This window comes from Pantoea sp. 18069, assembly GCF_902706035.1.
GTDB lineage: Bacteria > Pseudomonadota > Gammaproteobacteria > Burkholderiales > Burkholderiaceae_C > Comamonas.
Window position 1 is genome coordinate 42780 of record NZ_CACSJA010000016.1, and the last position, 22115, is coordinate 64894.

Sequence of the window (22115 nt, forward strand, 5' to 3'; positions counted from 1 at the left end):
GATGCTCCTTGGACTCAGGATTCAACAGGCGCGCGCTGGCGCACCAGGGCCAGGCAGCGCGACAGGTATTCGGGCACCAGCAGGAACACCGCCATCGACACCAGCAGATTGGCGCCCGCGATGATCAGGAACAGCTGCGGAATGCTGCAGCCCGCGGACAGCAGCGCGCCCGCGATCACGCTGCTCGCAACCATGAACAGCGCATTGAGAATATTGTTCGCGGCAATGATGCGCGCGCGGTGCGTGGGCTGGCTGCGCAGCTGGACCAGCGCGTACATCGGCACGCTGTAGATCCCTACCGCCATCGACAGCAGCAGCAGGTCGGCGACCACGCGCCAGTGCGCGGGCCGGGCCAGGAAGGCCGACACATCCATCAGACTGGCTGGCGGCAGGCTGCGCACGGCCAGGTACAGGTCGGCAGCGAACAGGCTCATGCCCAGCGCGCCCAGCGGCACCAGGCCGATCTCGACTTGCGCGCGGCTCAGGCGCTCGCACAGCAGCGCGCCCACGCCCACACCCACGGAAAACACCACCAGCAGCAGCGCCGCGACCTGCTCGCTGCCGTGCAGCACCTCTTTCGCGAACGCCGGAAACTGGGCCAGGAACACCGCGCCGAAGAACCACATCCAGCTGATGCCCAGCAGCGAGCGGAACACCACGGGCTGCGCATGCGCGAGCCGCAGGTTGCGCCAGGTCTCGCTGAACAGGTTCCAGTTGACGCGCAGACCCGGGTCGGTCGCCGGCCCTGCGGGAATGAACTGCGCCGACAGCCGCCCCAGCAGCGCGAGCACCAAGCCGGCCACCGCGACCTGCAGATGGCCCACCTCGGGCACGGCCACCAGCAGGCCACCGGCCACATTGCCCAGCAGGATGGCGACAAAAGTGCCCATCTCCACCATGCCATTGCCGCCCGTGAGCTCGCGCTCGGACAGCACCTGGGGCAGGTAGGCGAACTTCGCCGGGCCGAACAGCGTCGAATGCGTGCCCATCAGGAAAATGCAGGCCAGCAGCAGCGGCACGTTCTGCACCAGCATGCCCCAGGCGACCAGCGCCATGATCGCGATCTCGAGGTTCTTGGTCAGCACGAAAATGCGCCGCTTGTCCCATTTGTCGGCGAGCTGGCCCGACGTTGCCGAGAACAGCAGATAGGGCAGGATGAACAGCGCGCCTATCACCAGCCCGGCGTGCGAAGGCGGCAGCCAGGACACGCTCAGCTGGTAGGTCACCAGGACGGTGAACGCGAACTTGAACAGGTTGTCGTTCGCCGCGCCCGCGAACTGGGTCCAGAAAAAAGGGCCGAAGCGGCGCTGGCGCAGCAGCGCGTACTGGTTGGGGCGGTCCGCGCCATCGTCATGCATGCCGGCAATCCTTCAGGTGTAAGCAGCCGGCATTGTGCCGCGCTCAGGACGCGCGGCGCGGGGTCTTGCGGGCCGCCGTGGTCTTGGTTGCCGCAGGCTTGCGCGGCGCAGCCTTGGGCGCGGCAGCTGCCGGGGCCGGGGCTGGCTTGCGCGGCGCGGCCTTCTTTGCCGCAGGCGCGGGGGCCTTGGCTGCGGGCCTGGTAGTTGAGGGCATGGCCGCCGCCGCAGGCACGGCCTTGGCCAGGTCTGCTGCGGACTGCATCGCGCTGCGCGCGAACTCGCCGGCCATCTGCGTGCCGGCTTCCATGACTTTCTGGCCTGCGGGCTCCTGCAGCGCCTGGGTCGCGATCTGCTGGAACTGCTGGGTCAACGCGCCCCACCACTGCAGCGGGTCGACGGCGCCGGTGGCAGGACCGCCTGCGGCCGCAGCCGGGTCGGCCCCCGCAGGGGCCTCCGCGGGCGGCGTGGCAGGCGCTGGCGCTGGCGCTGGCGGGGGCGCAGCGCTGACTGGCGCAGCGGCGGCCGCCGTGCCGGCCTCAGGCATCTTGAACGGCGAGGCCTTGGCCCAATCGTTGATGCCGCCCTGCATGCTCTGCAGCGCGGCCAGGGTCATCTTCTGCACTTCGAGGGCCTGGATCGTCGCCGTGAGCGCGCGGCCATTCTGTTCGAGCCAGAACTGCACGGCACGCAGCTCCTGGATGCGCTTGTCGATTTCCTCGACGCTGACCGTGGGTGCGACCCACTGCGCCATTCCCGCCAGTGGCGCCTCGGCACCGGCGCCCGCAGCACCGGCCGCGCCCTGCGACAGGCTTTGCAGGAATTCAAAGCCGGGAATGAATTTGGCAAAGCCGAAAGGATCGGAACCGTTGGGATTGCTCATCGCCTACCTCGCTGGGGAAATGGAGACATCATGCAACAACCCCAGCCGGGCCGGGGCCGCACCACGATAACTACTGTAGCGGCGATCCAGCGTTCGCACCACCATGCTGTCCACAAAAATTGGCATGCCCCGGCATGGGGGCAGCAAGGGCCGTGCCTTGTTAATGCGCGTGACCGTGACCGTGGCCATGGTCCGCAGCAGCGGTCGCGCCTGCGGGCGCCGCAGTCGCCACGGGCAGGCGCAGGTGCAGGCGCGACAGCTCGCCCTTGGCGTCCTTGAACTCCAGCGTGACCGGCACTTCACTGCCCTTGAGCAGCGGCGCCTTGAGTTGCTGCAGCATCAGATGGTGGCCGCCCGACTTGAGCTCGACCGTCTTGCCCGCGGGCAGCGGCAGTGCGCTGATGGCGCGCATGCGCATCACGTCGCCATCCATCTTCATTTCGTGCACTTCGGCCACGCCGGCCGCGGGCGAGCGCACGCCGACCAGCGTCATCGATTCGCGCGCCTTCAGGCGCATGAAGCCGCCCGTGCCCTGCTGGCCGGGGACCGTGGCCCGGACCCAGGCGCCTTCGACCTCGACATGCGCGGCTTCGGGGTGGGCCAACGCGTTGCCGGCAAAACCGGCCACAAGGGCGGCGGCGACGATGAAAGGGGAAATCCATTGGTTCTTTGTCATGCGAATGCTCTAGTCCCCTGCGGGGAGTTTGTGTGATGAAAGCGTCCGGGGCCAGGCCCGGGAAAAACAAGGGTCTGCGCCGCGCAGGCGCGGCCAGCCCTTTCAGTCATCACACAGGCGGCCCCCGCGCCGGCGGCGGGCAAGCCGTTGGCACTGGCGTCCAGGCCATGGCCTGCGGGCGCTGCGGCTGCGCGGCATACGGCGCCGCGGCCAGCTGCGCGCCCGGCGTCGGCGGCGGCGCGGCCAGCTGCGGCAGGCACTGCGGGCAGTCGAGCCCATGCAGCGCATGCGCCAGGCCGTCCACGTCGGGCCCCAGCACATAGCTGCGGTGGCCCGCGCCCGAACACACGGCATCGAGGCTGCGTGCCTGGACCCAGGGCGTGAACAGCCCGGCAACCAGCACCAGCAGCCAGGCGGCCAGGAGGGCGCGCACCAGCCCCGTCTGCCGCGAGGGCAGCAACGCAGGGGAGGAGGAGCGCAGCCAGGACATCCTCGCATTGTAGGCAGGGGCCGTCATCTGCGGGACGCAAGACCCTTGCGCGATCGCCTAGCATGGCGTGCAGCCAGCGCGACGGGCGTCCTCGTCGCTTCCTTCCCCGACCATCAAGGATTCCCATGCTCCAGCTCTGTGGTTTTTCTGCCAGCAACTACTACAACAAAGTCAAGCTCGCGCTGCTAGAGAAAGGCGTGGCGTTCGAGGAAGAGCTCGCCTGGCTCGGTGAAACCGACCCCGCGGCTTCGCCGCTGGGCAAGGTGCCCTACCTGCGCACGCAGCAGGGTGCGCTCAGCGAGTCGGCGGTGATACTCGAATATATCGAGGCCGCCCATCCCGCGCAGCCGCTGCTGCCTGCCGACCCGTTCGCCGCGGCCAAGGTGCGCGAGCTGTGCCTGTACCTCGACCTGCACCTCGAACTCGTGGCGCGCAACCTCTACCCCCAGGCCTTCTTCGGCGGCAAGGTCAGCGACGGCGTGCGCGATCGCACCATGGTCCAGCTCGACAAGAACGCCCGGGCGCTGGGCCAGCTCGCACGCTGGAGCCCGTTCATCGCGGGCGAACAGTTCACGCTGGCCGACTGCTGCGCGATCGCCCACCTGCCGCTGGTCAGCGCCGCGAGCAAGGTCGTCGGCGGCCGCGACGTGCTCGCCGACCTGCCGGTGCGCGACTATCTGGCACGCATGGGCGAGCGCCCGGCAGTGCAGCAAATGCAGGCTGACCGCAAGTCCAATACCGCGCAGTTGCTGGCGCGCATGGTGCCGAAGTGAACTTGGCTTGAGGGCGGGGCGCTCATCCTTCGACAAGATGCCCTGCGCCAGGCTCTCAAGAAACAGCTTTTTTGATCAAATAAATCAATGACTTAGCAATGGTCGGTTTTGTGCAAACAGCGGTCGCAAAGTCATGATTTTTTCCAAAACGAATAGCTAATGGCCGTTCGCCCTGAGCTTGCCTAGGCGGGTCCGTCGAAGGGTGTCTCCACCCTAGGCCAGTGCGCCAGTTCATCCTTCGACAGGCTCTCAAGAAACAGCTTTTCCCCCCAAATAAATCAATGACTTAGAAAGTGACCGATTTGGGCAAACAGCGGCGATGAGTGGCCTACGCTCAAAAGACTGACCCTTCGACAAGCTCAGGGTGAACGGGAAAAACCGTTCGTGGTGAGCCTCGCTCGGCGCGCCCGTCGCACCATGAACGGCCTGCCCTCATGCCACGCTGTTTCTTGTTAACGCATTGCGAGACTTCGTCTCGCTTACCCCGCTCAGGACGAACGGGATTTTGAGGCCGTGCTTTAACTTGAGCACGCTGTTTCTTGTCAACGCATTGCGAGACCCGTCTCGCTTACCCCGCTCAGGACGAGCGGGGGCGCAAACACCGGCCTCAAACTCCCAGCAGCCGTTCGCCCTGAGCCCGTCGAAGGGCGTTTCAGGGCGTACCGTATCTCCGCCAAACCTGCACGGTGCCTTGGAAGCTCAATCAACCCAAGGCGCCAACTCGTCCGGCGGTGCCGAAGAAGGCGCCTCCCGCGCCGCAAGCGCCTCCTGCTGCAGAAACCGCAGCAGCCCGCTGGCGCGTTGCGTGGGGCTGTGGATGGCCGTGGCCAGCAGGCCCGGCGCCTGGGCCATCAAGGTGAAGGCCTTGCGGGCGCGCGTGATGCCGGTATAGACCAGCTCGCGGCCGAGCACGCTGCCCGCATGGGCCGACAGCACCAGCGCCGTGTGCTCGAATTCCGAACCCTGGCTCTTGTGCACCGTCATCGCAAACGCGGTCTCGACATGCGCCAGCCGGCTCACGCCTACGGCGCGCAACTCGGGCCCGTCCATGAAATACACGCGCAGCCCGGCGCCGGGTGCCGCGCCCGGCAGCGCCACGCCGATGTCGCCGTTGAACACGCCCAGCGCCGCATCGTTGCGCGTGACCATGACCGGCCGGCCCGCATACCACTCGCCGCGCGGCGTGATTGCGCTCTGGGCCGCGAGCGCTTTCTCGACGGCGCGGTTGAGCCCTGCCACGCCCCAATCGCCTTCGCGCACCGCGCACAGCAGGCGAAAGCGTTCGAACGCGATAAGCACGCTGCGCACCCATTCGGCATGGGTTTCGGCCGCCATGGGCAGCGCCGGGCGCGCGGCCAGTGCCTGCGCAAACGCCTGGTAGTTCACACGGCCTGGCGCATCCTCTACGGCCATCTGCCAGACGCTGGTCGCGGGCGTGCCTTCGCGCATGCGCAGCACCCCGCCCTCGCCGGCCTGCAGCAGCGCCAGCGCGCGTGCGCTGTCGCCGCAGTTCACGGCCTGGGCGAGCTGGCCTATGGGGCCGCCAAAGCGCCGGCTGGTCCTAAGCATCACGGTCTGCTGGGCCAGCGGCAATGCCTGATCGGCATCCGCGAGATAGGCGTGCGGCAACTGCTGGCCGGCCGCGGCCAGCGCATAGCGCGCGGTCCCGGGCGTGTAATGGCCGGCTTCGGCGCTGCGGCACAGGTCGCCGAGCACGGCGCCGGCTTCAACCGACGCGAGCTGGTCCTTGTCGCCGAGGAACACCACGCGCGCCGTGGCCGGCAGCGCGTCGAGCAGCGCGGCCATCATTTCGAGGTGGATCATCGACGCTTCGTCGACGATCAGCACGTCCACGTCCAGCGGCTTGCCGTGGTGGAACGCAAACGCCCGGGTATCGGGGCGTGCGCCCAGCAGCGAGTGCAGCGTGCGCGCCGCGCCCACGCGCTGCACCAGCGCTTCGAGATCGAGCGCGCCGCCCAGGCTGGCGTGCAAATCCTTGAGCGAGGCGTCGATGGATTGCTTGAGCCGCGCCGCGGCCTTGCCCGTGGGCGCGGCCAGCGCCACGCGCAGCCGCTCGGGTTCGGGCGCGGTCGCGAACAGCAGCGCCAGCAGGCGCGCCACCGTATAGGTCTTGCCCGTGCCCGGCCCGCCGGTGATCACCGAGAAGCGGCCGCGCAGCGCGACCGCGCAGGCCAGGCGCTGCCAGTCGAAAGCCTCGGGCGACGGCGCGAACATCCTGGCCAGCCAGTTCTTCACTTCGGCCGCATCGACCGGCAGCACGGCCGTGCTGCGCGCGGTGATCTGCGCCGCGACCTGGCGCTCATAGTCCCAGTAGCGGCGCAGATAAAGCAAGGGCGCGTCGGCGGGCCCGCCCAGCACCAGCGGCTGGCCCTGGTCGGGCGCGCTGTCGGCGACGCGCACCAGCGGGCTGCGCGCCAGCGCCTGCTGCCAGGGCGCGAGCCGCGTGGGCAACTGCGCCCAGAGCGCGTGGAGGCCGTCCTGCGCGTCCGCGGGCCAGGCCAGCACCGCGTTCGGCTCGGCGACCAGCGTGGCCAGCGGCAGACAGCTGTGGCCGCGGCCTTCCATCTGCACCAGCATGGCCGTGGCCACGAGCAGCGCGGGCGCGGCCTCGGGGTCCTGCGCGGCAATGAAGCGCGCCAGCGCGGTGTCGAGGTGGCGCAGCAGGCCTTGCTCGCTCCAGTCGCGCAAGGTGGAGAGCACGTCCGCCGGCGTGGCCGGGGGCGGCGCTGCGGTTTCCTGATCGGCAAACAGGTCAAGGGTCAGGTTGTCGACGGGTTTCATGGCAGGAGGGTTTCCGTCTGGGGCGTGTCGAGCAGCGTGCCGAGTGCATCGAGCAGCGCCAGCGAAGGCGCAACGACGTGCATGCCCTGCGCCGTGCCGTCGATGCCGCGCACGAAGAAGTAGAGCGCGCCGCCCAGCTGGCGCGCGGGGTCGTAGGCCTCGCCCAGCCGGCTTTGCAGCAGCCGGTGCAAGGCCAGCAGATAGAGCGCGGCCTGCACGTCGTAGCGGTGGGCGGCCATGGCTTCGGCAAGCGCGGGGGCGCCATAGGCCGTGCCGTCACGCCCCAGGAAATTGGTCTTGTAGTCGAGCACCCAGTAGCGGCCATCGTGCTCGAACACCAGATCGGCAAATCCCATCAGCATGCCGTGCAGCTGGCGCGCGGGCAACGACGGCCGGGGCTGGCCGGGCAGCAGATGCTGCTGGCACAGCGCGTCGATTTCGGGCGCGGGCAGGCGCGCCGCGGGCAGCCAGAATTCCATTTCGGGCAGCACCTGGTCCAGCCCCGACAGCGGCACGCCCAGCGGCACGAGCGGGTGGTGGACCACGGCCTGCAGCCACTGCAGCAGGTCTGCCGCCTGGGCCCCTCGGCCCGCGCGCGCGCTGCGCTGCAGCAGGCGCTGGGCCAGCGGCCCCTGGCCGTCGGCCTCGAGCGCAAAGTCCTCGCCGGCCAGCCATTCGAGTTCGTCATGCACCCAGTTGCCGACCACCGGGCCTTTCATGAAGCGGTGCCAGACCGCGCCATGGGCTGGCGCCGCAGGCGGGACAACGGTTTCGGCGTCCATGGGCCGTTCGTCGTCCGCGGGCTGCAGCAGCGGCACGGGCGAGACCGGCAGCGCAGGCGCGGCCAGCGCGCGCACCAGCGAGGAAAAGCTGCCTATGCCCCAGCGCCGGTCGAACTGCGCGGCGTAAGGCGGCGCATCGAGCAATTGCGGCAGCGCTTCGCGCGCCTGCAGCGCGCTGCGTGCGGGCGCGTCCTGCACCGCCTGCCACTGCACGCTGGCCTGGCCCGCGCTGAACGCGGCCAGCAGCGCGCGCCAGTCGTCGGGCGTGCGTTCCTGCGGGCCGGCCAGCGCATAGCCGGTCGCGCTCCTGTGATTGAGGGTGGTCGCGGCCTTGCTGCGCGCGGCCTGCAGCATGGGCAGGCCCAGCCACAGCGCATGGCGCGCGCGCGTCAGCGCCACGTAGAGCAGGCGCAGGTCTTCGCGCAGCCGCTCATCGTCGGCCTGGGCGAGTTCGGCATCGTCGTAGTCCAGGCGCAGCGCACGCCCGCCTTCGGGCAGCGGCAGGCTCACGAAGCGGTCCATGCGCCGGTTGATCTCGCGGAAGCTGCAGGCAAACGGCAGGAACACCACCGGGTATTCAAGCCCCTTGCTCTTGTGCACCGTGACCACCTTGACCAGGTCGGCGTCGCTCTCCAGCCGCACGATCTGTTCGTCGCTGTGGCTGCCTTCGCCCGCGCACTGCGTTGCCAGCCAGCGGATCAGCGCATGCTCGCCTTCGAGCTGGGCACTCGCGCTCTGCAGCAGTTCGGCCAGGTGCAGGTAGTTCGTCAGCCGGCGCTCGCCGCCGGTTTCGGCCAGCCAGCGCGCGGGCAGATCGAACTGGTGCAGCGTCTGGCGCAGCATGGCCAGCACGCCCTGGCCCTGCCAGACGCCCTGCAGCGCGCGCAGCTGCTCGCAGCGCGCGTCAAAGGCTTCATCGTCGGCCGCGAGCCAGCCCAATTCATCCAGCGACAGGTCAAGAAGCCGCGTGGCCAGCCCCGCGCGCACGGCGCGCGCATCGCGCGGCGCGGCCACCGCGTGCAGCCAGACCACGAGGTCCTGGGCTTCGCTGCCGGCAAACACCGATTCGTTGTCGGACAGATAGACCGAGGCCACGCCGCGCGCGCCGAGCTCGCGGCGCACGGCGCGCGCTTCGTTGCCGGTGCGCACCAGCACCGCGATATCGGCCGGGCGCAACCGGGCCAGCGGCTGTCCGGGCGCGGCAAAGCCGGCTGCGGGGTCGTTGAGCCACTGCACGATCTGCTCGGCGCAGCGCGCCGCGAAGCCGCGCTGCGCGCGCTTGGCGGTCTGCAGCGGATCGAGCTCGACCTGCAGCTGCAGCGCCGGCACCGGGCCCTGGGCGCTGAGAAACACTTCCTTGCGGCCCTGGGCCTGGACCGGCACGAAGGGCAAGGGATTGCTTTCGTCACCTGGCGTGCGGAACATGAAAGCGCCCGCGCCGTCGCGCTGCTCGGCCTGGCCGAACCAGTGGTTGACGGCATCGACCAGCGCCTGGGTCGAGCGGTAGTTCGTGCCCAGCACATAGTGGCGCCCGGCCGTGGCGTCGCGCGCCTGCAGGTAGCTGTAGATGTCGGCGCCGCGAAAGCCGTAGATCGACTGCTTGGGGTCGCCGATCAGCAGCAACGCCGTCTGCGGGTCATTGGCCGGCGTGCGGTAGATGCGCTCGAACAGCCGGTATTGCAGCGGCGAGGTATCCTGGAATTCGTCAATCAGCGCGACCGGGTACTGCGCCTGGATGCGCGCGCACAGCGCCGCGCCGTTGTCGCCCGCCAGCGCGCGGTCCAGCCGCTGCAGCAGATCGGCAAAGCCGAACGTGCCCTGCTGGCGCTTGAGCTGGGCGAGGCGCTGGAGCACGCGCGCCGCGGCATGCAGGCGCAGCCGGCTGCCCAATGCGGGCAGCCGCGCCAGGTCGGCAAGCAACTGCTGCAATGCCGCAAAGCCTGGCGGCACGGCCAGCGCGGGCGCGCCCTTTTTACGCGCTTCGAGTAGCCCGTTGGGGCTGAGGCGATGGCGCGCGGAATCGGTCAAGGTCAACTCGACTTCGAGCGGCTTGTCGGCCCAGTCGATCACGCTTTGCAGCCAGCCCGTGTAATGGCGCGGCGCAAGCTTGCGTCCGTCCCACTGCGCGCCCGACTGGACCACTTGCGCGTCAAGCCAGTCGCGCAGCGCCTGCGCCTGCGCGCCCCAGCCCTGGGCGAGTGCAGTCAGCGCAGTGGCGCGTTCGGCCTGCGCGGCCTGCACGGCGTCGGCCAGGCTGCCAACGCCCGCGGCGGAGTCCACGGCCTGGTCGAGCAGGCCGCGCATGTCCTGCGCCAGCGCATCGAGCCCGCTCCAGACACCCAGCACGGTTTCCAGCAGCTCGCCGCCCAGCGGGTAGCACTGCTGGCGCCAGTAGTCCTGCACGGCTTCGCGGCGCAGTTGTTCCTCGTCGGCCGCGAGCTCCTCGTCGAACAGATTGCCGCTGTCGAACGCATGCTCGCGCAGCATGCGCTGGCACCAGGCGTCTATGGTGAACACCGCCGCGTCGTCCATGGCTTCGGCGGCCATGGCCAGCCGCCAGGCGGCTGCAGTGCGCTCCGTCCCGTCAGGGTAGTCGGCCAGCAGGCCTTGGAGCAGCGTATCGTGCTCTGCGGGCTGGCGTTCGCCGCGAAAGCATTGCACGGCTTCGGTCAGGCGCGCGCGTATGCGGTCCGACAGCTCGCGCGTCGCGGCGCGCGTGAAGGTCATGACCAGGATTTCGGAGGGCACCAGCGCGCGCGGGTGGGCGTTCTCGCCGCCATGGCCCAGCACCAGCCGCAGGTAGAGCGCGGCAATGGTCCAGGTCTTGCCCGTGCCCGCGCTGGCTTCGATCAGGCGACTTCCCCACAGCGGGAAGTCATGTGCATTCAATACATGGCTCATGCCAGCTCCTGCGGCAACAGATAGATTACCGGCGCCAGGGTCCCCGGCTCCAGCACCTGCACCTGATCGGCGAGCCAGGCGAGCAGCGGTGCGTGCACGGCTTCGGCCAGCGGCGCGAAACGGCCGTCGTCGACCAGTGCGTCGAAATCGGGAAACAGCCGCGCCCAGCAGGCGTCGTCGGCCTCACCAGCCTGGGCAAAGCCATCGCCTTCGTAGGCGGTCTCGGCGCGCGCGAGGTCGTCGCCCGCAGCGGCGGCAGTAGCCGCGGCGGCCAGCGCGGTCTTGAGCGGCAGCGGCAAGGGGCTGTCCTGGCCCGCCTGCCAGACCTGCAGCAGCGTCTGCAACTGCGCCATCGCTTCACCCGTCGGCATGGGCCGCAGCGCCAGCGTGGCATCGCGCCCCACGACAATGCCCTGGACCTGCACGCCGCAGGCCGCGGCCACCAGGCTGCGCAGATAGGGCAGCAGCACCGAAGCCGGCCGCACTTCGCCGCGCGTGCCCAGCAGCGCGCGCGCCTGCAGCACGATCCAGGCGGGCACGGCTTCGCCATCGCGGTCGGGCACGCGCAGGTCGTCGAGCCAGTCCTCGAACACCAGGCCGTCCTGGGCGAAATGCAAACGCTGGCGCTGTACCGGCCGGTCGAACCGATTGCGGTGGGCCAGCCACGACTGCAGCGACGGCAGCACGGCCGCCTGCAGTTCGGCGCGCTTGCGCGTGCCCAAGCCGGCCAGCGGCAAGGTGCCCGCGCGCTCTATGCGCGCCAGATGGCCGGCGACGCGCTGCTCGAGCGCGATGCCCGTGGCCGGCGCAGCTTCGATATCGGCCACAACCTGGGTCTGCAGCTGCTCGATCACGCTGTAGCCGGCCAGGCCCTGCAGGCCAAAGGCCTCTTCGTCAAAGCTCAGCTCCGCGTCCTTTTCAAAGCGCACATTGAGCCGGTGGCGGAAAAACGCCTGCGCCGGGTGGCGCACAAAGCCATGCAGCTGGGCGAGCGTCAGCGGCACCTCGATATCGGGAACAAACGGCGCGAGCGCAGGCACGGCCGCGGCCGGGTCGTCCTCGCGCAGCAGATGCGCGGCGCGCCACTCGCGCGCATAGGTGCGCAGCGTGGAATCGGGCGAGAAATAGCGGCGGCTGAACGGCTGCAGCGGGTGGTGGAAGGTGCGCTGCGCGAGCAGATCGCCGCCCTCCCCCACCCAGCCCGCGGCCAGGTAGTCGCGCAGTTGCGAGACCAGCACCGAAGGCGGCTGCTCGCTGTTGTCGCGCACGCTGCGCCCGGCCCAGCTGATGTAGAGCATGCGCCGCGCCGACAGCAGCGCTTCGAGCATCAGTTGGCGGTCATCGTCGCGGCGCGCGCGGTCGCCGGGGCGCAACTGGCCCGGCAAGGCCATCAGATCGAAATCGCTGCGCATTGCGCGGCGCGGGTAGTCGCCGTCGTTCATTCCCAGCAGGCACACGACTTCGAACGGAATCGCGCGCATGGGCATCAGCGTGCAGAACGTCACGCCGCCGGCGCGAAAACGGCTGTCGACCGAGGGCTGCTGCACGATGTCCAGCCAGGCCTGCTGGGCGACGACCAGCTCGACCGGGTCATCGAAGCCGCCGAGCTCGCAGGCCTCGAGCCAGCATGAGAGCGCGTTGTCGAGCGCGGACAGCAAAGCGCGGTCGCTGTCGGTCTGCGGCGCGAAGAAATCGGCAAGCAGCTGGCGAAAGCGCTGCGCCCAGCCCGCGGGGTCGGCGGCTTCACCGGCCAGCGACCACCAGGCCAGCAGGCGTTCGAGCAGCGTCGCGAGCTGTCCCGCGAGCTCGGCGCCCAGGCCGCCGACTTCTGCATAGGGCTCGATCTGCGCCAGGCCCGTGGCGTCATCGGCGTCGAACGCACCGCTGCCGCTGGCAAAGCCCAGCAGCATGCGGTGCAGGCCGAACCAGGCGCTGTTCTGCTCGCCGCAGGCCGCAAGCCCGAGCGCGCCGCGCTGCTCGGCATTGAGCCCCCAGCGAATGCCCGCGCCCGCCATCCAGGCGCTGAGCTGGGGCAGGTCTTCGGCCTTGAGGCCGAAGCGCTCGGCGACTGCGGGCACGTCGAGCAGGTCGCGCAGTTCGCTCAGGCGGCAGCGCTGCTGGGGCAGGCGCAGCAGCCACTGCAGCGCCGCGACCAGCGGGTTGTTGTCGCTGGCGCTCAGGTCGGCAATGTCGAACGGAATATGCCGCGCGTCATGCCGGCCGTACTGGCCGAACACCGCGCGAATCGACGCCGCCACGCCTTCGATGGCCGGCACCATCACCACCACATCGCGCGGCTGCAGTGCCTGGCCGCCGGGCGCAGCGGGTTCGGCGAGCAGCGCCAGCAGTTGGTCGTGCAGCACTTCCAGCTCGCGCACCATGCTGTGCGCGCTGTGAAAGACGATGGAGCGGTCGGCGCGCGCCACGGCGCCATGCGCGTGCTCGGTCAGCGGCACCATGTCGCGAATGGCCTGCTGCACCTGGGCCAGCAGCGGCGCCTCGGGGTCCACGTCCTCGTCGAAGATGTCGATGCGCGGCAGCTCGGCCGCAGCGCCTTCTGGCAAGACGGTCTCGAACGCATCGAGCTGGCGCACATAGTCGCGCGCCTGCCGGCCCCAGGACGACAGCAGCGGGTGTGCGTGGGCATGCATCATTTCCAGCGGCAGCTGGGCCAGGTCGCGCCCGTTCTTGAGCGGCTGGCGTCGGCGCTGCATGCGCAGCAGCTCGCGCCCGTCGATCGCATCGGCCCAGTGAAAACGGCAGGGGTTGGGCACGGCCAGCAGGATCTGGCTGTGGCGCGACATCGCGGCCAGCGTCTGCAGCATGGACAGCGGCAGATGGCTCATGCCGAACAGCACCACGCGCCGCGCGAGCGGCCGGGCCAGCGGCGCGCCGCTCTCCAGCGTCGCAATCACCTGGCGGTGCAACTGGGGCCGCGTGCTCGCGCGTTCGCCTTCATCGAGTTCGGCCAAGACGCAGCGCCACAGCTTCGGTTGCCACAGCTGGTCTTCGGGCACGGCCAGCGTGGGCCGCCCGGGCGTGGCCAGCACATCGCGGCCCGCGGCCCAGTCGTCGAGCCAGTCGGCGCGGTAGATCTGGTATTGGTCAAAAAGGTCGGCCAACCGTTCGGAGAGTTGCAAAAGTCTTTCCGCATCTCCGGGCGCAAGAAAGCCAGCAATCGCCTCATAACCGCCCTGCGCAGCGCATTCGGGCAGCTGGCGCATCAGCCGCCAGGTCAGCGCGGTCTTGTCCAGCGGCGACTGGCGCGGCACGGCCGCCGCGCCCAGCACCTGGCGGTAGCTGCGCCACAGGAAACGCGCGGGCAGCTCGACGCGCGCCGCGGCGCACACGCCCAGCGATTGCGCCATGCCCATCTTGAACCACTCGGCCATGCCGTTGCTCTGCACCAGCACCACTTCCTGCTCCAGGGGCGCCAGCGGGTGCGCGCGCAGCCACGAGAACACGGTCTCGGCCAGGGTTTCGGTGCGGTTGCCGTGCAGGGCAATGAGCCCGGGCTGCAATGTCGATGCCAACGTCTTTTTCCTTGGAAGGGGGGCGTCAGCAGACGGCTGCGCCAAGGGCACAGCTTAACGCGGCGCGGGGCCTTGTTCAGGCCATGGAGAAAGTCCTTGAAGCGTGAGACTGCAAGGGCCTGCGCGGCCCGGGCGCGAGGACTCCATCGACACACCCGTTGAACCCGAGGCGGCCCGTGCTCCCCTGGGCCGCAGAAAAACAAATTGGCACGCCGTTTGGCATGTAAGTTGCCTATGGATTGCAGGTATGCACTCTTCCACGCCGCCGCCCCGCTATTCCCTTCGCCAGCTGCGGTACTTCGTTGTCACCGCCGAGGCGCTGTCCTTCACCGCGGCATCCAAGCAGCTGCACATCTCGCAGCCTGCCATTTCGTCGACCCTGGCGGATCTGGAGGACTCGTTCGGGGTTCAGCTGTTCATCCGGCACCATGCCAGCGGCCTTTCACTGACGCAGTCCGGCAAGGACATGCTGGCGCTGGCGCGCAATCTGCTGAAAAGCGCGGATGAGCTGCAGACCGCCGCCAGCGACCTGGATGGAGGCATGCGCGGCCAGATCTACCTGGGGTGCCTGATCACGCTGGCGCCATCGCTCCTGCCCCAGCTCATCAGCCGCTTCATGGCGCAGCACAGGAGCATGCGTTTCGACACCTGCGAAACCGACCAGCAGGACCTGCTGGCACGGCTGCAGGATGGTCGCGTGGATATCGGATTGACCTACAACCTCGATCTTCCACCAGACATCCTGTTCACGCCTCTGGTCGATCTGCCCCCCTACATCATCTTGCCCAAGCAGCACCGTCTTGCGGGCGCGGGCGCGGTGTCGCTGAGCAGCCTGCTGGACGAGCCCTACGTGATGCTGGACCTGCCGCACAGCCGGGAGTATTTCGCGTCCCTGTTCGATGTCTTTGGCCGCCAGCCGGAAGCCGCCTTTCGTTCTTCACAGCCTGAAGTGATACGCGGCATGGTCGCCAATGGCCTGGGCTACAGCATGCTGAATTTCCCGCTGCGCTCGACATGCACCGTGGATGGCAAGGAATTCGCGATCTGCGAGGTGCAGGAAAAAGCCCAGGCCATGACGCTGGGAATCGCCCGGCTGCGCTCGATGCGCCAGCGCAAGGCCGTGCATCTTTTTGAACAGTTCTGCACCGAAGTGCTCTCGGAAAACACCAAGCTGGTGCAGCCGCTGCACCAAGAAGACGTATAGAAAAAAGCTTTGCGTTGCATACGCAAACACTTCTTTTTCATATGCAGCGCCGTCACTAAATTAACCCCCATGCACAAGATTTTCTGCAGCTTCACGGCCAGTGAATCCACGCATGTTCGCAACCCATCCGGTTGCGTTTTCAACCAACCTAGGCAGATCCAAGCTATGACCTTCGCCCTTAACCGTCGCCAGTTGCTGGGTGCCGCCGCCGCGGCTGCCGCGTCGTCCCTGGCCCCCGTCCATGCCGCCCAGTGGCCTAACCGCCCCGTTCGTATCGTCGTGGCCTTCGCTCCCGGAGGTCCGGTGGACCTGCTGGCGCGGCGCATAGCAACCGAGCTGTCGACCGTGTTCGGTCAGTCCTTCACGGTGGAAAACTATGCGGGCGCAGGCGGTCGCATCGGCACGCGCATGGTGTCCCAGGCCAAGGGCGATGGCTACACGCTGCTGGCCACCAGCTCGGCGAACCACGGCAGCGGCCCGGCGCTCTACCCGCAAAAGGAGCTGGGCTTCGATGCCGTCAACGGCTTCACGCATATCGGACTGATTGGCCGCGGTGCGATGGCCTTGATCGTGCGCGCCGACTCCCCGTGGCGTTCGCTGCAGGACATGGTCCGCGACACCAAGGCCAGCGGCCAATCGGTGCATTACGGCTCCGCGGGCATAGGCTCGCTGAGCCATCTGGCGGGCGAGCTCACCGCCCAGACACTGGACATCCCGCTGGAGCATGTGGCGTATCGCGGCTCGGCGCTGGCACAGATCGACCTGCTGGCGGGACAGGTGCCGCTGCTATGCGACACCCTGCTGCCGCCTCACCTTCCCCTGGTGCGCAGCGGCGCGCTGCGCGTGCTGGCGGTGTACACGCCGCAGCGCCTGCCGCTGCTTCCCGACGCACCCTGCATCGCCGAACTGGGCTGGCCCCAACTCGCGGCCAGTTCCTGGTTCGGTCTGTGCGGCAGCCCGGGCATGCCGAAAGACATCACCGACCGGATCAATGTCGCCCTGCGCGAGATGCTTGGGCGCAGCAAGATGAACAAGGAAATGATCGAGCTCGGCATCACGCCCGAAACCGCATTGAATGCGCGCGCCTACGCAGATTTCGTGGAATCGGAAGTGCGACGCTGGACGGAAGTGGTGCGCGTCGGCCGCATCCAAGTGAGTGCCTGAAGCCTGACGATCCATGACCACAAGAAAAGCCATGCCAAACCCAACTTTCAACGTACCGCCCTCTCACCTTGCGCCCATCCACGGGCGCTCCGCCTGGACCGGCAACGAGCTGATGAACGACCCCGGCTGGCGCTGGACGCTGTCGCCGTCTGAAGTGCACAGTCTGGTGGGCGCGGCCAAAGCGCTGGCCGGGCGATCGGCGCCGGTGAGCGGCTTTGCGGCGTCGGATTTTCCCATCACCGGGCTGGAAGCCCTGGTCTCCTGGCTCGGCGACACGCTGGAGCGCGGCACAGGACTGGCGCGCATCGCCGGCCTTCCCGTCGAGACACTGAGCCAGGACGACGCGCAACGCATTTTCTGGGGGCTTTGCGTCCACCTGGGCACGCCGGTCTACCAGACCTGGCAGGGAGAGATCGTTCGCCGCGTCGAGGACCTCACGGGTGGGCAGCAATTCGAATACCAGCAGCCCGGTGCGGGCGGCGCTGCGCCCATCAAGTCGGCGCGCACCATTTCGGCCTCCTCGGGCTCGCTGCGGTTTCACACCGACAAGACCGATCTGCTGGCCTTGATGTGCGTGACCAACGGCATCGCCGGCGGTGAATCCAAGATCGTCTCGAGCGTGGCCATCCACAACGAAATCGGCCGCCGCCGCCCGGATCTGCTGGCGGTGCTGCACCAGCCCTATTGGCGTATGCGCCCCCTGGACGAAGAAGGTGAGCGCGAAGACAAGGTGTTCGCCATGCCGGTCTTCTCCATCGGGCCCAACGGCGACTTCACCAGCCAATATTCACGCACCTATGTCAACCAGGCGCAGGAGGTGGCCAGCGTGCCGCCATTGACTGCCCAGCAGAACGAAGCCCTGGACCTGCTGCACGCCGTCGCGGATGAGCTCCACGTACAGCTGCCGTTTGCGATGGGTGAAATGCAGTTCATGAACCAGCACCTGACCTATCACGGCCGCACGGCGTTCACCAACGATGCCACGGGCGGGGCCGCGCGCCTGCTGTACCGCATCTGGCTGACCCCGCCGGGCAGCCGGGAGTTGCCGGCGGAACATGCTGTGCAGTGGGGATCCTCGAAGTCCGGGAGCCTTCGAGGAGGTGCCCTTCCTGGCCAGTCTCCGCTGGTCAATCCGCTTTGAGCAAGGGTACAACCATGTCGATCGAGAAAACAGAAGTGCTCGTCGTCGGTGCCGGCCAGGCCGGCGTTGCCATGAGCGAGCATTTGTCCCAACACGGCATCGCGCACATTGTGCTGGAGCGCGACCGCATCGCCGAACGCTGGAGGACCGGACGCTGGGACTCCATGGTGACCAACGGTCCTGCCTGGCATGACCGCTTCCCCGGACTGGCATTCCCCGGCGAAAGCCCGGATGCCTTCGTGCCCAAGGACAAGGTGGCCGACTATTTCGTCGCCTACGCGCAGCAATTCAACGCCCCCATCCGTTGCGGCGTCGAAGTCACGCACGTGCAGCGCCTTCAGGGCCGCCACGGCTTTCGCGTCGAAACTTCGCAGGGCGTCATCGAAGCCGGGCAGGTGGTCGCGGCCACGGGGGCTTTCCAGATACCCGTCATTCCACCGCTCATTCCGGACACGGTGGACGTCATGCAAATGCATTCCGCCGCCTACCGCAATCCGGGCCAGATGCCCGAAGGCGCGGTGATGGTGATTGGCGCGGGCTCGTCGGGCGTACAGATCGCCGACGAACTGCTGCGCGCCGGCAAGCGCGTCTATCTGTCCGTGGGCCCCCACGACAGGCCGCCGCGCAGCTACCGCGGACGCGATTTCTGCTGGTGGCTGGGGGTGCTCAACCAATGGGATGCCGAAGCGAGCCCAGGCGCCGAACACACGACGATCGCGGTGAGCGGCGCGTACGGCGGCGCCACGGTCGACTTTCACCGGCTGGCGGCCGCGGGGATGACCCTGGTCGGCAGAACCGAGCGCTTTGAAAACGGCGCTTTGACCTTGGCGCCGGACCTGCGCCGCAATATCGAGCATGGCAACAGCAACTATCTCTCGGTGCTGGACGAAGCCGATGCCTACATCGCCCGCAACGGCCTGGATTTTCCGCCAGAACCCGCCGCGCGCGAGTTGCTTGCCTTGCCGGCACGCGCTGCGGACCCGCTGCTGTCGCTGGATCTCAAGGCCGCGGGCATCACGGCCATCGTCTGGGCCACGGGTTATGCCGCCGACTACCGCTGGCTGCCCAGCGGTGCCGTCGACGACAACGGCAAACCGCGCCATCAACGCGGCATCTCTACGGAGCCCGGCGTCTATTTCCTGGGTCTTCCCTGGCAGACGCGGCGCGGGTCGTCCTTCATATGGGGCGTCTGGTACGACGCAAAGTACATAGCGGACCACATCGCCAAGCAACAGACCTATCTCAACTACGTGCCCGCCCAGCAAGCTTGCCCGAGCACGCCGGACACACTGCAGCCATTGGAAAAAGCATGACCCCCCATACCCGCATCCGGCCCTTCAACACCCAGCTAACCTACCCCGAGCAGAAGCTCGACAACGACCTGTGCCAGGCCGTGGTCGCCAACAACATCGTGTTCCTGCGCGGCCAGATTGGCCAGGATCTGGACACCCGCGAATCCGTGGGCGTTGGCGATGTCGCGGCGCAGACCGAAAAGGCCATGGCCAACATCAAGATGCTGCTGGATGAAGCCGGCAGCGAGCTCAGCCATATCTGCAAGATCACGATTTACCTGGTGGATGTCCGCTACCGCGAAGAGGTCTACAACGTGGTGGGCAAATGGCTCAAAGGCGTGTTTCCCGTCTCCACCGGCATTGTCGTGTCGGCGCTCGCACGGCCGGAATGGCTGGTCGAGATCGATGCCACCGCAGTCATCCCCGATGCACCAAAGGCAATGCCATGACTTTTTCACTTGCCGGACGTTGCGCACGCACGGGCGCGCTGGGCGCGGTCATCAGCAGCTCGAGCCCGGCGGTCGCCAGCCGCTGCCTGTGGGCCGGGCCGCGCGGCGTGACGCTTTCGCAGAATGTGACCGATCCGCGCCTGGGCATTCTGGGCCTGCAGTTGCTGAACCAGGGCTATGGCGCCCCGGGCGTGCTGGACCAGTTGGTCGGCGCGCGCGCCCATGCGCAATGGCGGCAGATCGCCGTCCTGGATGCCGACGGCTGCAGTGCCGTTTTCACCGGCGCCAAGGGGCTGGGCGAAACCGCCACGCTGCAAGGCGAGCAGAGTGTGGCGGTCGGCAATCTGCTGGCCCATGCCGGCGTGGTGACCGCCATGGTCCAGGCCTTCGAAGCCCGGCCCGGGGATCTGCTGGCCGAGCGGCTGCTGGCAGCGCTGGAAGCCGGCGCGGCAGCGGGGGGAGAAGCCGGGCCCGTGCATTCCGCCGGCATCTGCGTCTATGAGCACGAGGATTGGCCGCATGTGGACCTGCGCGTCGACTGGTCGGACACGCCCATTGCCGCGCTGTCCCAGCTCTGGCGCCAGTACGCACCACAGATGCGCGACTACATCACGCGTGCGCGCTGCCCCGACGCCGCACCGTCTTATGGCGTGCCCGGCAATGAGTGACACGCCGGCACCCAACTCCCAGACAGAGGTTCGCCATGACGAATGACCATGAACAACAGCGCCGCATCGACCTGGCCGCAGCGTTTCGCATATTCGCGCGCCTGGGAATGCACGAGGCCGTGGCCAACCATCTGAGTGCCGCGGTCAGCCCCGACGGAAAGCGATTCCTGATCAATCCGAAATGGAAGCATTTCGCGACGATTCGCGCCAGCGATCTGCTGCTGCTGGATGCCGACGCAGAACCCTCCTGCATCGACAGCAACCAGGTGGACATCACCGCCTGGGCCATCCATGGACAACTGCACAAAAGACTGCCGTCGGTCAGGGTCGCCATGCACCTTCACCCCATCTACACCACGGCCATCTCCTGCCTGGAGAATGCCGCCATTCTTCCGATCGACCAGAACACTGCCCGCTATTTCAACAGGGTCGCGGTCGACGTCTGCTACGGCGGCATGGCGGACACCACGGCCGAAGGAAATCGGTTGGTCGACTGCCTGGCCAGCAAATCCCGGCTCCTGATGGGCAATCACGGCGTGCTGATCACCGCCGAAACGGTGGGTGAAGCATTCGATGACATGTACACCATAGAGCGCGCCTGCCAGCTTCTGGCCACCGCCTATGCCACCGGGCAGCCGCTGCGGGTCCTGCCCGACGACATCGCGGAAAGAACCGCCCGGGACTGGGAAGGAATCAGGAATTTCTCCATCGCCCATTTCGAGGAAATGAAGCGCCTGCTGGACCGTGAAGACCCTTCCTACGCCCACTGAGCAAGGTCGGCGTAGCGGGTCTCGAGGCCTGACGGGGCCGGCCAGGCAGGCGCTCAAGAAATCGCTCTTTTTGTCAAATAAATCAATGGCTTATAAAGCACTCAATTTGAGAAAACAGCGGCGATGAGTGGCCGGCGCTCAAAATACCGACGCTTCGATCCTTCGACGGGCTCAGGACCCAGGGCGAGCGGGGAAAACCGTTCGTGGTGCGCCCCGCTCAGGACAAACGGATCAATTGATATCTATCTTCGCCCCCTGCCGTATCAAATTGCGCAACTTCTCCGTCTCCTGCGCGAGAAACTTGCCAAAGGCTTCGGGGGTGGAGGTCGAAACCTGCAGCCCGGTCTTGGCGATCTGCGCCTTGAGTTCGGGGTCCTTGAGCGCTTCGCGCATGTCGGCGTTGATCCTGGCGACGACCTCATCGGGCACGCCCGCGGGCGCGAGCAGGCCGAACCAGCTGCCGGCGACGAAGTCCATGCCCAGTTCCTTGAACGTCGGCAGTTCCGGCGCGTCGGGGTGGCGCCGTGGCGCGGCAATTGCCACTGCGCTCACCGCGCCGCGCTGCACCTGTGGATACGACGACATGCCGTCAAACATGCCGTCGAAGACACCCGAAGTCAGGTCTATCATCGCCGGCCCCTGGCCCTTGTAGGGCACATGGGTGAACGGAATGCCGGCCTGCTGCGCGAACAGCTCGGCACCTATATGCGGGCTGGAGCCCGGCCCCGACGAGCCCAGCGTCAGCCCGCCCTTGGGCGCCTGGGCCTTGGCCTGCGCGATCAGTTCACCCAGCGACTTGCCCTTGAGCCGGTTGTTGACCAGCAGGATGTTGTGCGTCGAACCCAGCAGCGCGACCGGGCGGAACGCCGACGCTGCATACGGCAGGTTCTTGCGCAGCTCGGGGTTGGACGTGAACGCGTAGCTGGTGAACAGCAGCGTATAGCCGTCGGCCGGCGCGCGGCTCACATGCTGGGTGCCGATGATGGTGCCCGCGCCGACGCGGTTTTCCACGATCACGGGCTGGCCCCAGAGCGCGCCGAGCTTGAGCCCGGTGACGCGCGCGAAGTGGTCGGTCACGCCGCCGGCCGAGAACGGCACGACGATGGTCACGGGCCGCCTGGGGAAAGCCTCCTGGGCCTGCAGCGGTGCAGCGGCGGCCAGCGCGGTCGCGACTGCCAGAACGTTGAGAAGGTGCATTCTTGTCTCCATTGATTATTTTTTGACCGGTATGC

16 protein-coding genes are annotated in these 22115 nt (G+C 67.8%); 8 read left to right on the forward strand and 8 right to left on the reverse strand.

All coding sequences use genetic code 11. The features are described 5' to 3' along the window. Positions 1 to 14: 14 nt before the first annotated feature. The 4 genes from GVL12_RS14150 to GVL12_RS14165 all read right to left on the reverse strand — a co-directional run bounded on the left by GVL12_RS14150 (position 15) and on the right by GVL12_RS14165 (position 3404). Complete coding sequence (locus tag GVL12_RS14150) at positions 15 to 1358, reverse strand: MFS transporter (protein WP_159915038.1); 1344 nt, start codon at positions 1356 to 1358, stop codon at positions 15 to 17. Positions 1359 to 1401: 43 nt separating this feature from the next. Continuing rightward, positions 1402 to 2238 (reverse strand): PhaM family polyhydroxyalkanoate granule multifunctional regulatory protein, encoded by an 837-nt coding sequence (locus GVL12_RS14155; protein ID WP_159915040.1) that lies wholly within the window; start codon positions 2236 to 2238, stop codon positions 1402 to 1404. 160 nt (positions 2239 to 2398) lie between these two features. After that, the gene (locus tag GVL12_RS14160; protein WP_159915042.1) at positions 2399 to 2914 is read right to left on the reverse strand and encodes a copper chaperone PCu(A)C; all 516 of its coding nucleotides are present in this window, start codon (positions 2912 to 2914) and stop codon (positions 2399 to 2401) included. Between the two features lie 109 nt (positions 2915 to 3023). Beyond that, positions 3024 to 3404 carry a hypothetical protein gene (locus GVL12_RS14165; protein WP_159915044.1) on the reverse strand — a complete coding sequence of 127 codons (381 nt, stop codon included), beginning with the start codon at positions 3402 to 3404 and terminating at the stop codon, positions 3024 to 3026. A gap of 125 nt (positions 3405 to 3529) precedes the next feature. Here GVL12_RS14165 and GVL12_RS14170 point away from each other — a divergent pair, with 125 nt between their 5' ends. Continuing rightward, positions 3530 to 4177 carry a glutathione S-transferase family protein gene (locus GVL12_RS14170; RefSeq protein ID WP_159915046.1) on the forward strand — a complete coding sequence of 216 codons (648 nt, stop codon included), beginning with the start codon at positions 3530 to 3532 and terminating at the stop codon, positions 4175 to 4177. Between the two features lie 699 nt (positions 4178 to 4876). Here GVL12_RS14170 and recD read toward each other — a convergent pair. From recD to recC, 3 genes are read right to left on the reverse strand one after another with little or no spacing between them, the layout of a single operon-like run. Further along, positions 4877 to 6979, reverse strand: a complete 2103-nt coding sequence (recD, locus tag GVL12_RS14175; RefSeq protein ID WP_159915048.1) for an exodeoxyribonuclease V subunit alpha — start codon at positions 6977 to 6979, stop codon at positions 4877 to 4879. Further along, positions 6976 to 10662, reverse strand: coding sequence for an exodeoxyribonuclease V subunit beta (recB, locus tag GVL12_RS14180; RefSeq protein ID WP_159915050.1), 3687 nt, complete (start codon positions 10660 to 10662; stop codon positions 6976 to 6978). Before recB ends, recD begins: the two co-directional genes overlap by 4 nt. Beyond that, positions 10659 to 14195, reverse strand: coding sequence for an exodeoxyribonuclease V subunit gamma (gene recC / locus GVL12_RS14185; protein WP_159915052.1), 3537 nt, complete (start codon positions 14193 to 14195; stop codon positions 10659 to 10661). The genes recB and recC overlap by 4 nt, the downstream gene beginning before the upstream one ends. Before the next feature lie 247 nt (positions 14196 to 14442). On the opposite strand from recC, the gene GVL12_RS14190 reads away from it, so the two are divergent. From GVL12_RS14190 to GVL12_RS14220, 7 genes are all read left to right on the forward strand, one after another. Further along, positions 14443 to 15399, forward strand: coding sequence for a LysR family transcriptional regulator (locus GVL12_RS14190; RefSeq protein WP_159915054.1), 957 nt, complete (start codon positions 14443 to 14445; stop codon positions 15397 to 15399). Positions 15400 to 15564: 165 nt separating this feature from the next. Then, positions 15565 to 16563, forward strand: coding sequence for a tripartite tricarboxylate transporter substrate binding protein (locus GVL12_RS14195; RefSeq protein ID WP_159915056.1), 999 nt, complete (start codon positions 15565 to 15567; stop codon positions 16561 to 16563). A 31-nt stretch (positions 16564 to 16594) separates the two neighbouring features. Further along, positions 16595 to 17704, forward strand: a complete 1110-nt coding sequence (locus GVL12_RS14200) for a TauD/TfdA family dioxygenase (RefSeq protein ID WP_159915058.1) — start codon at positions 16595 to 16597, stop codon at positions 17702 to 17704. Between the two features lie 14 nt (positions 17705 to 17718). Further along, complete coding sequence (locus tag GVL12_RS14205) at positions 17719 to 19017, forward strand: NAD(P)/FAD-dependent oxidoreductase (protein WP_159915060.1); 1299 nt, start codon at positions 17719 to 17721, stop codon at positions 19015 to 19017. Continuing rightward, complete coding sequence (locus GVL12_RS14210; RefSeq protein ID WP_159915062.1) at positions 19014 to 19445, forward strand: RidA family protein; 432 nt, start codon at positions 19014 to 19016, stop codon at positions 19443 to 19445. Before GVL12_RS14205 ends, GVL12_RS14210 begins: the two co-directional genes overlap by 4 nt. Then, on the forward strand, positions 19442 to 20113 hold the full coding sequence (locus tag GVL12_RS14215) for a DUF1028 domain-containing protein (protein ID WP_159915064.1): 672 nt from the start codon (positions 19442 to 19444) through the stop codon (positions 20111 to 20113). Before GVL12_RS14210 ends, GVL12_RS14215 begins: the two co-directional genes overlap by 4 nt. A 35-nt stretch (positions 20114 to 20148) precedes the next feature. Next, positions 20149 to 20883 (forward strand): class II aldolase and adducin N-terminal domain-containing protein, encoded by a 735-nt coding sequence (locus GVL12_RS14220; protein WP_159915066.1) that lies wholly within the window; start codon positions 20149 to 20151, stop codon positions 20881 to 20883. Positions 20884 to 21114: 231 nt separating this feature from the next. Here the strand turns inward: GVL12_RS14220 and GVL12_RS14225 are convergent, their stop codons facing one another. Then, positions 21115 to 22080, reverse strand: coding sequence for a tripartite tricarboxylate transporter substrate binding protein (locus tag GVL12_RS14225; RefSeq protein WP_159915068.1), 966 nt, complete (start codon positions 22078 to 22080; stop codon positions 21115 to 21117). Between the last annotated feature and the right edge of the window lie 35 nt (positions 22081 to 22115).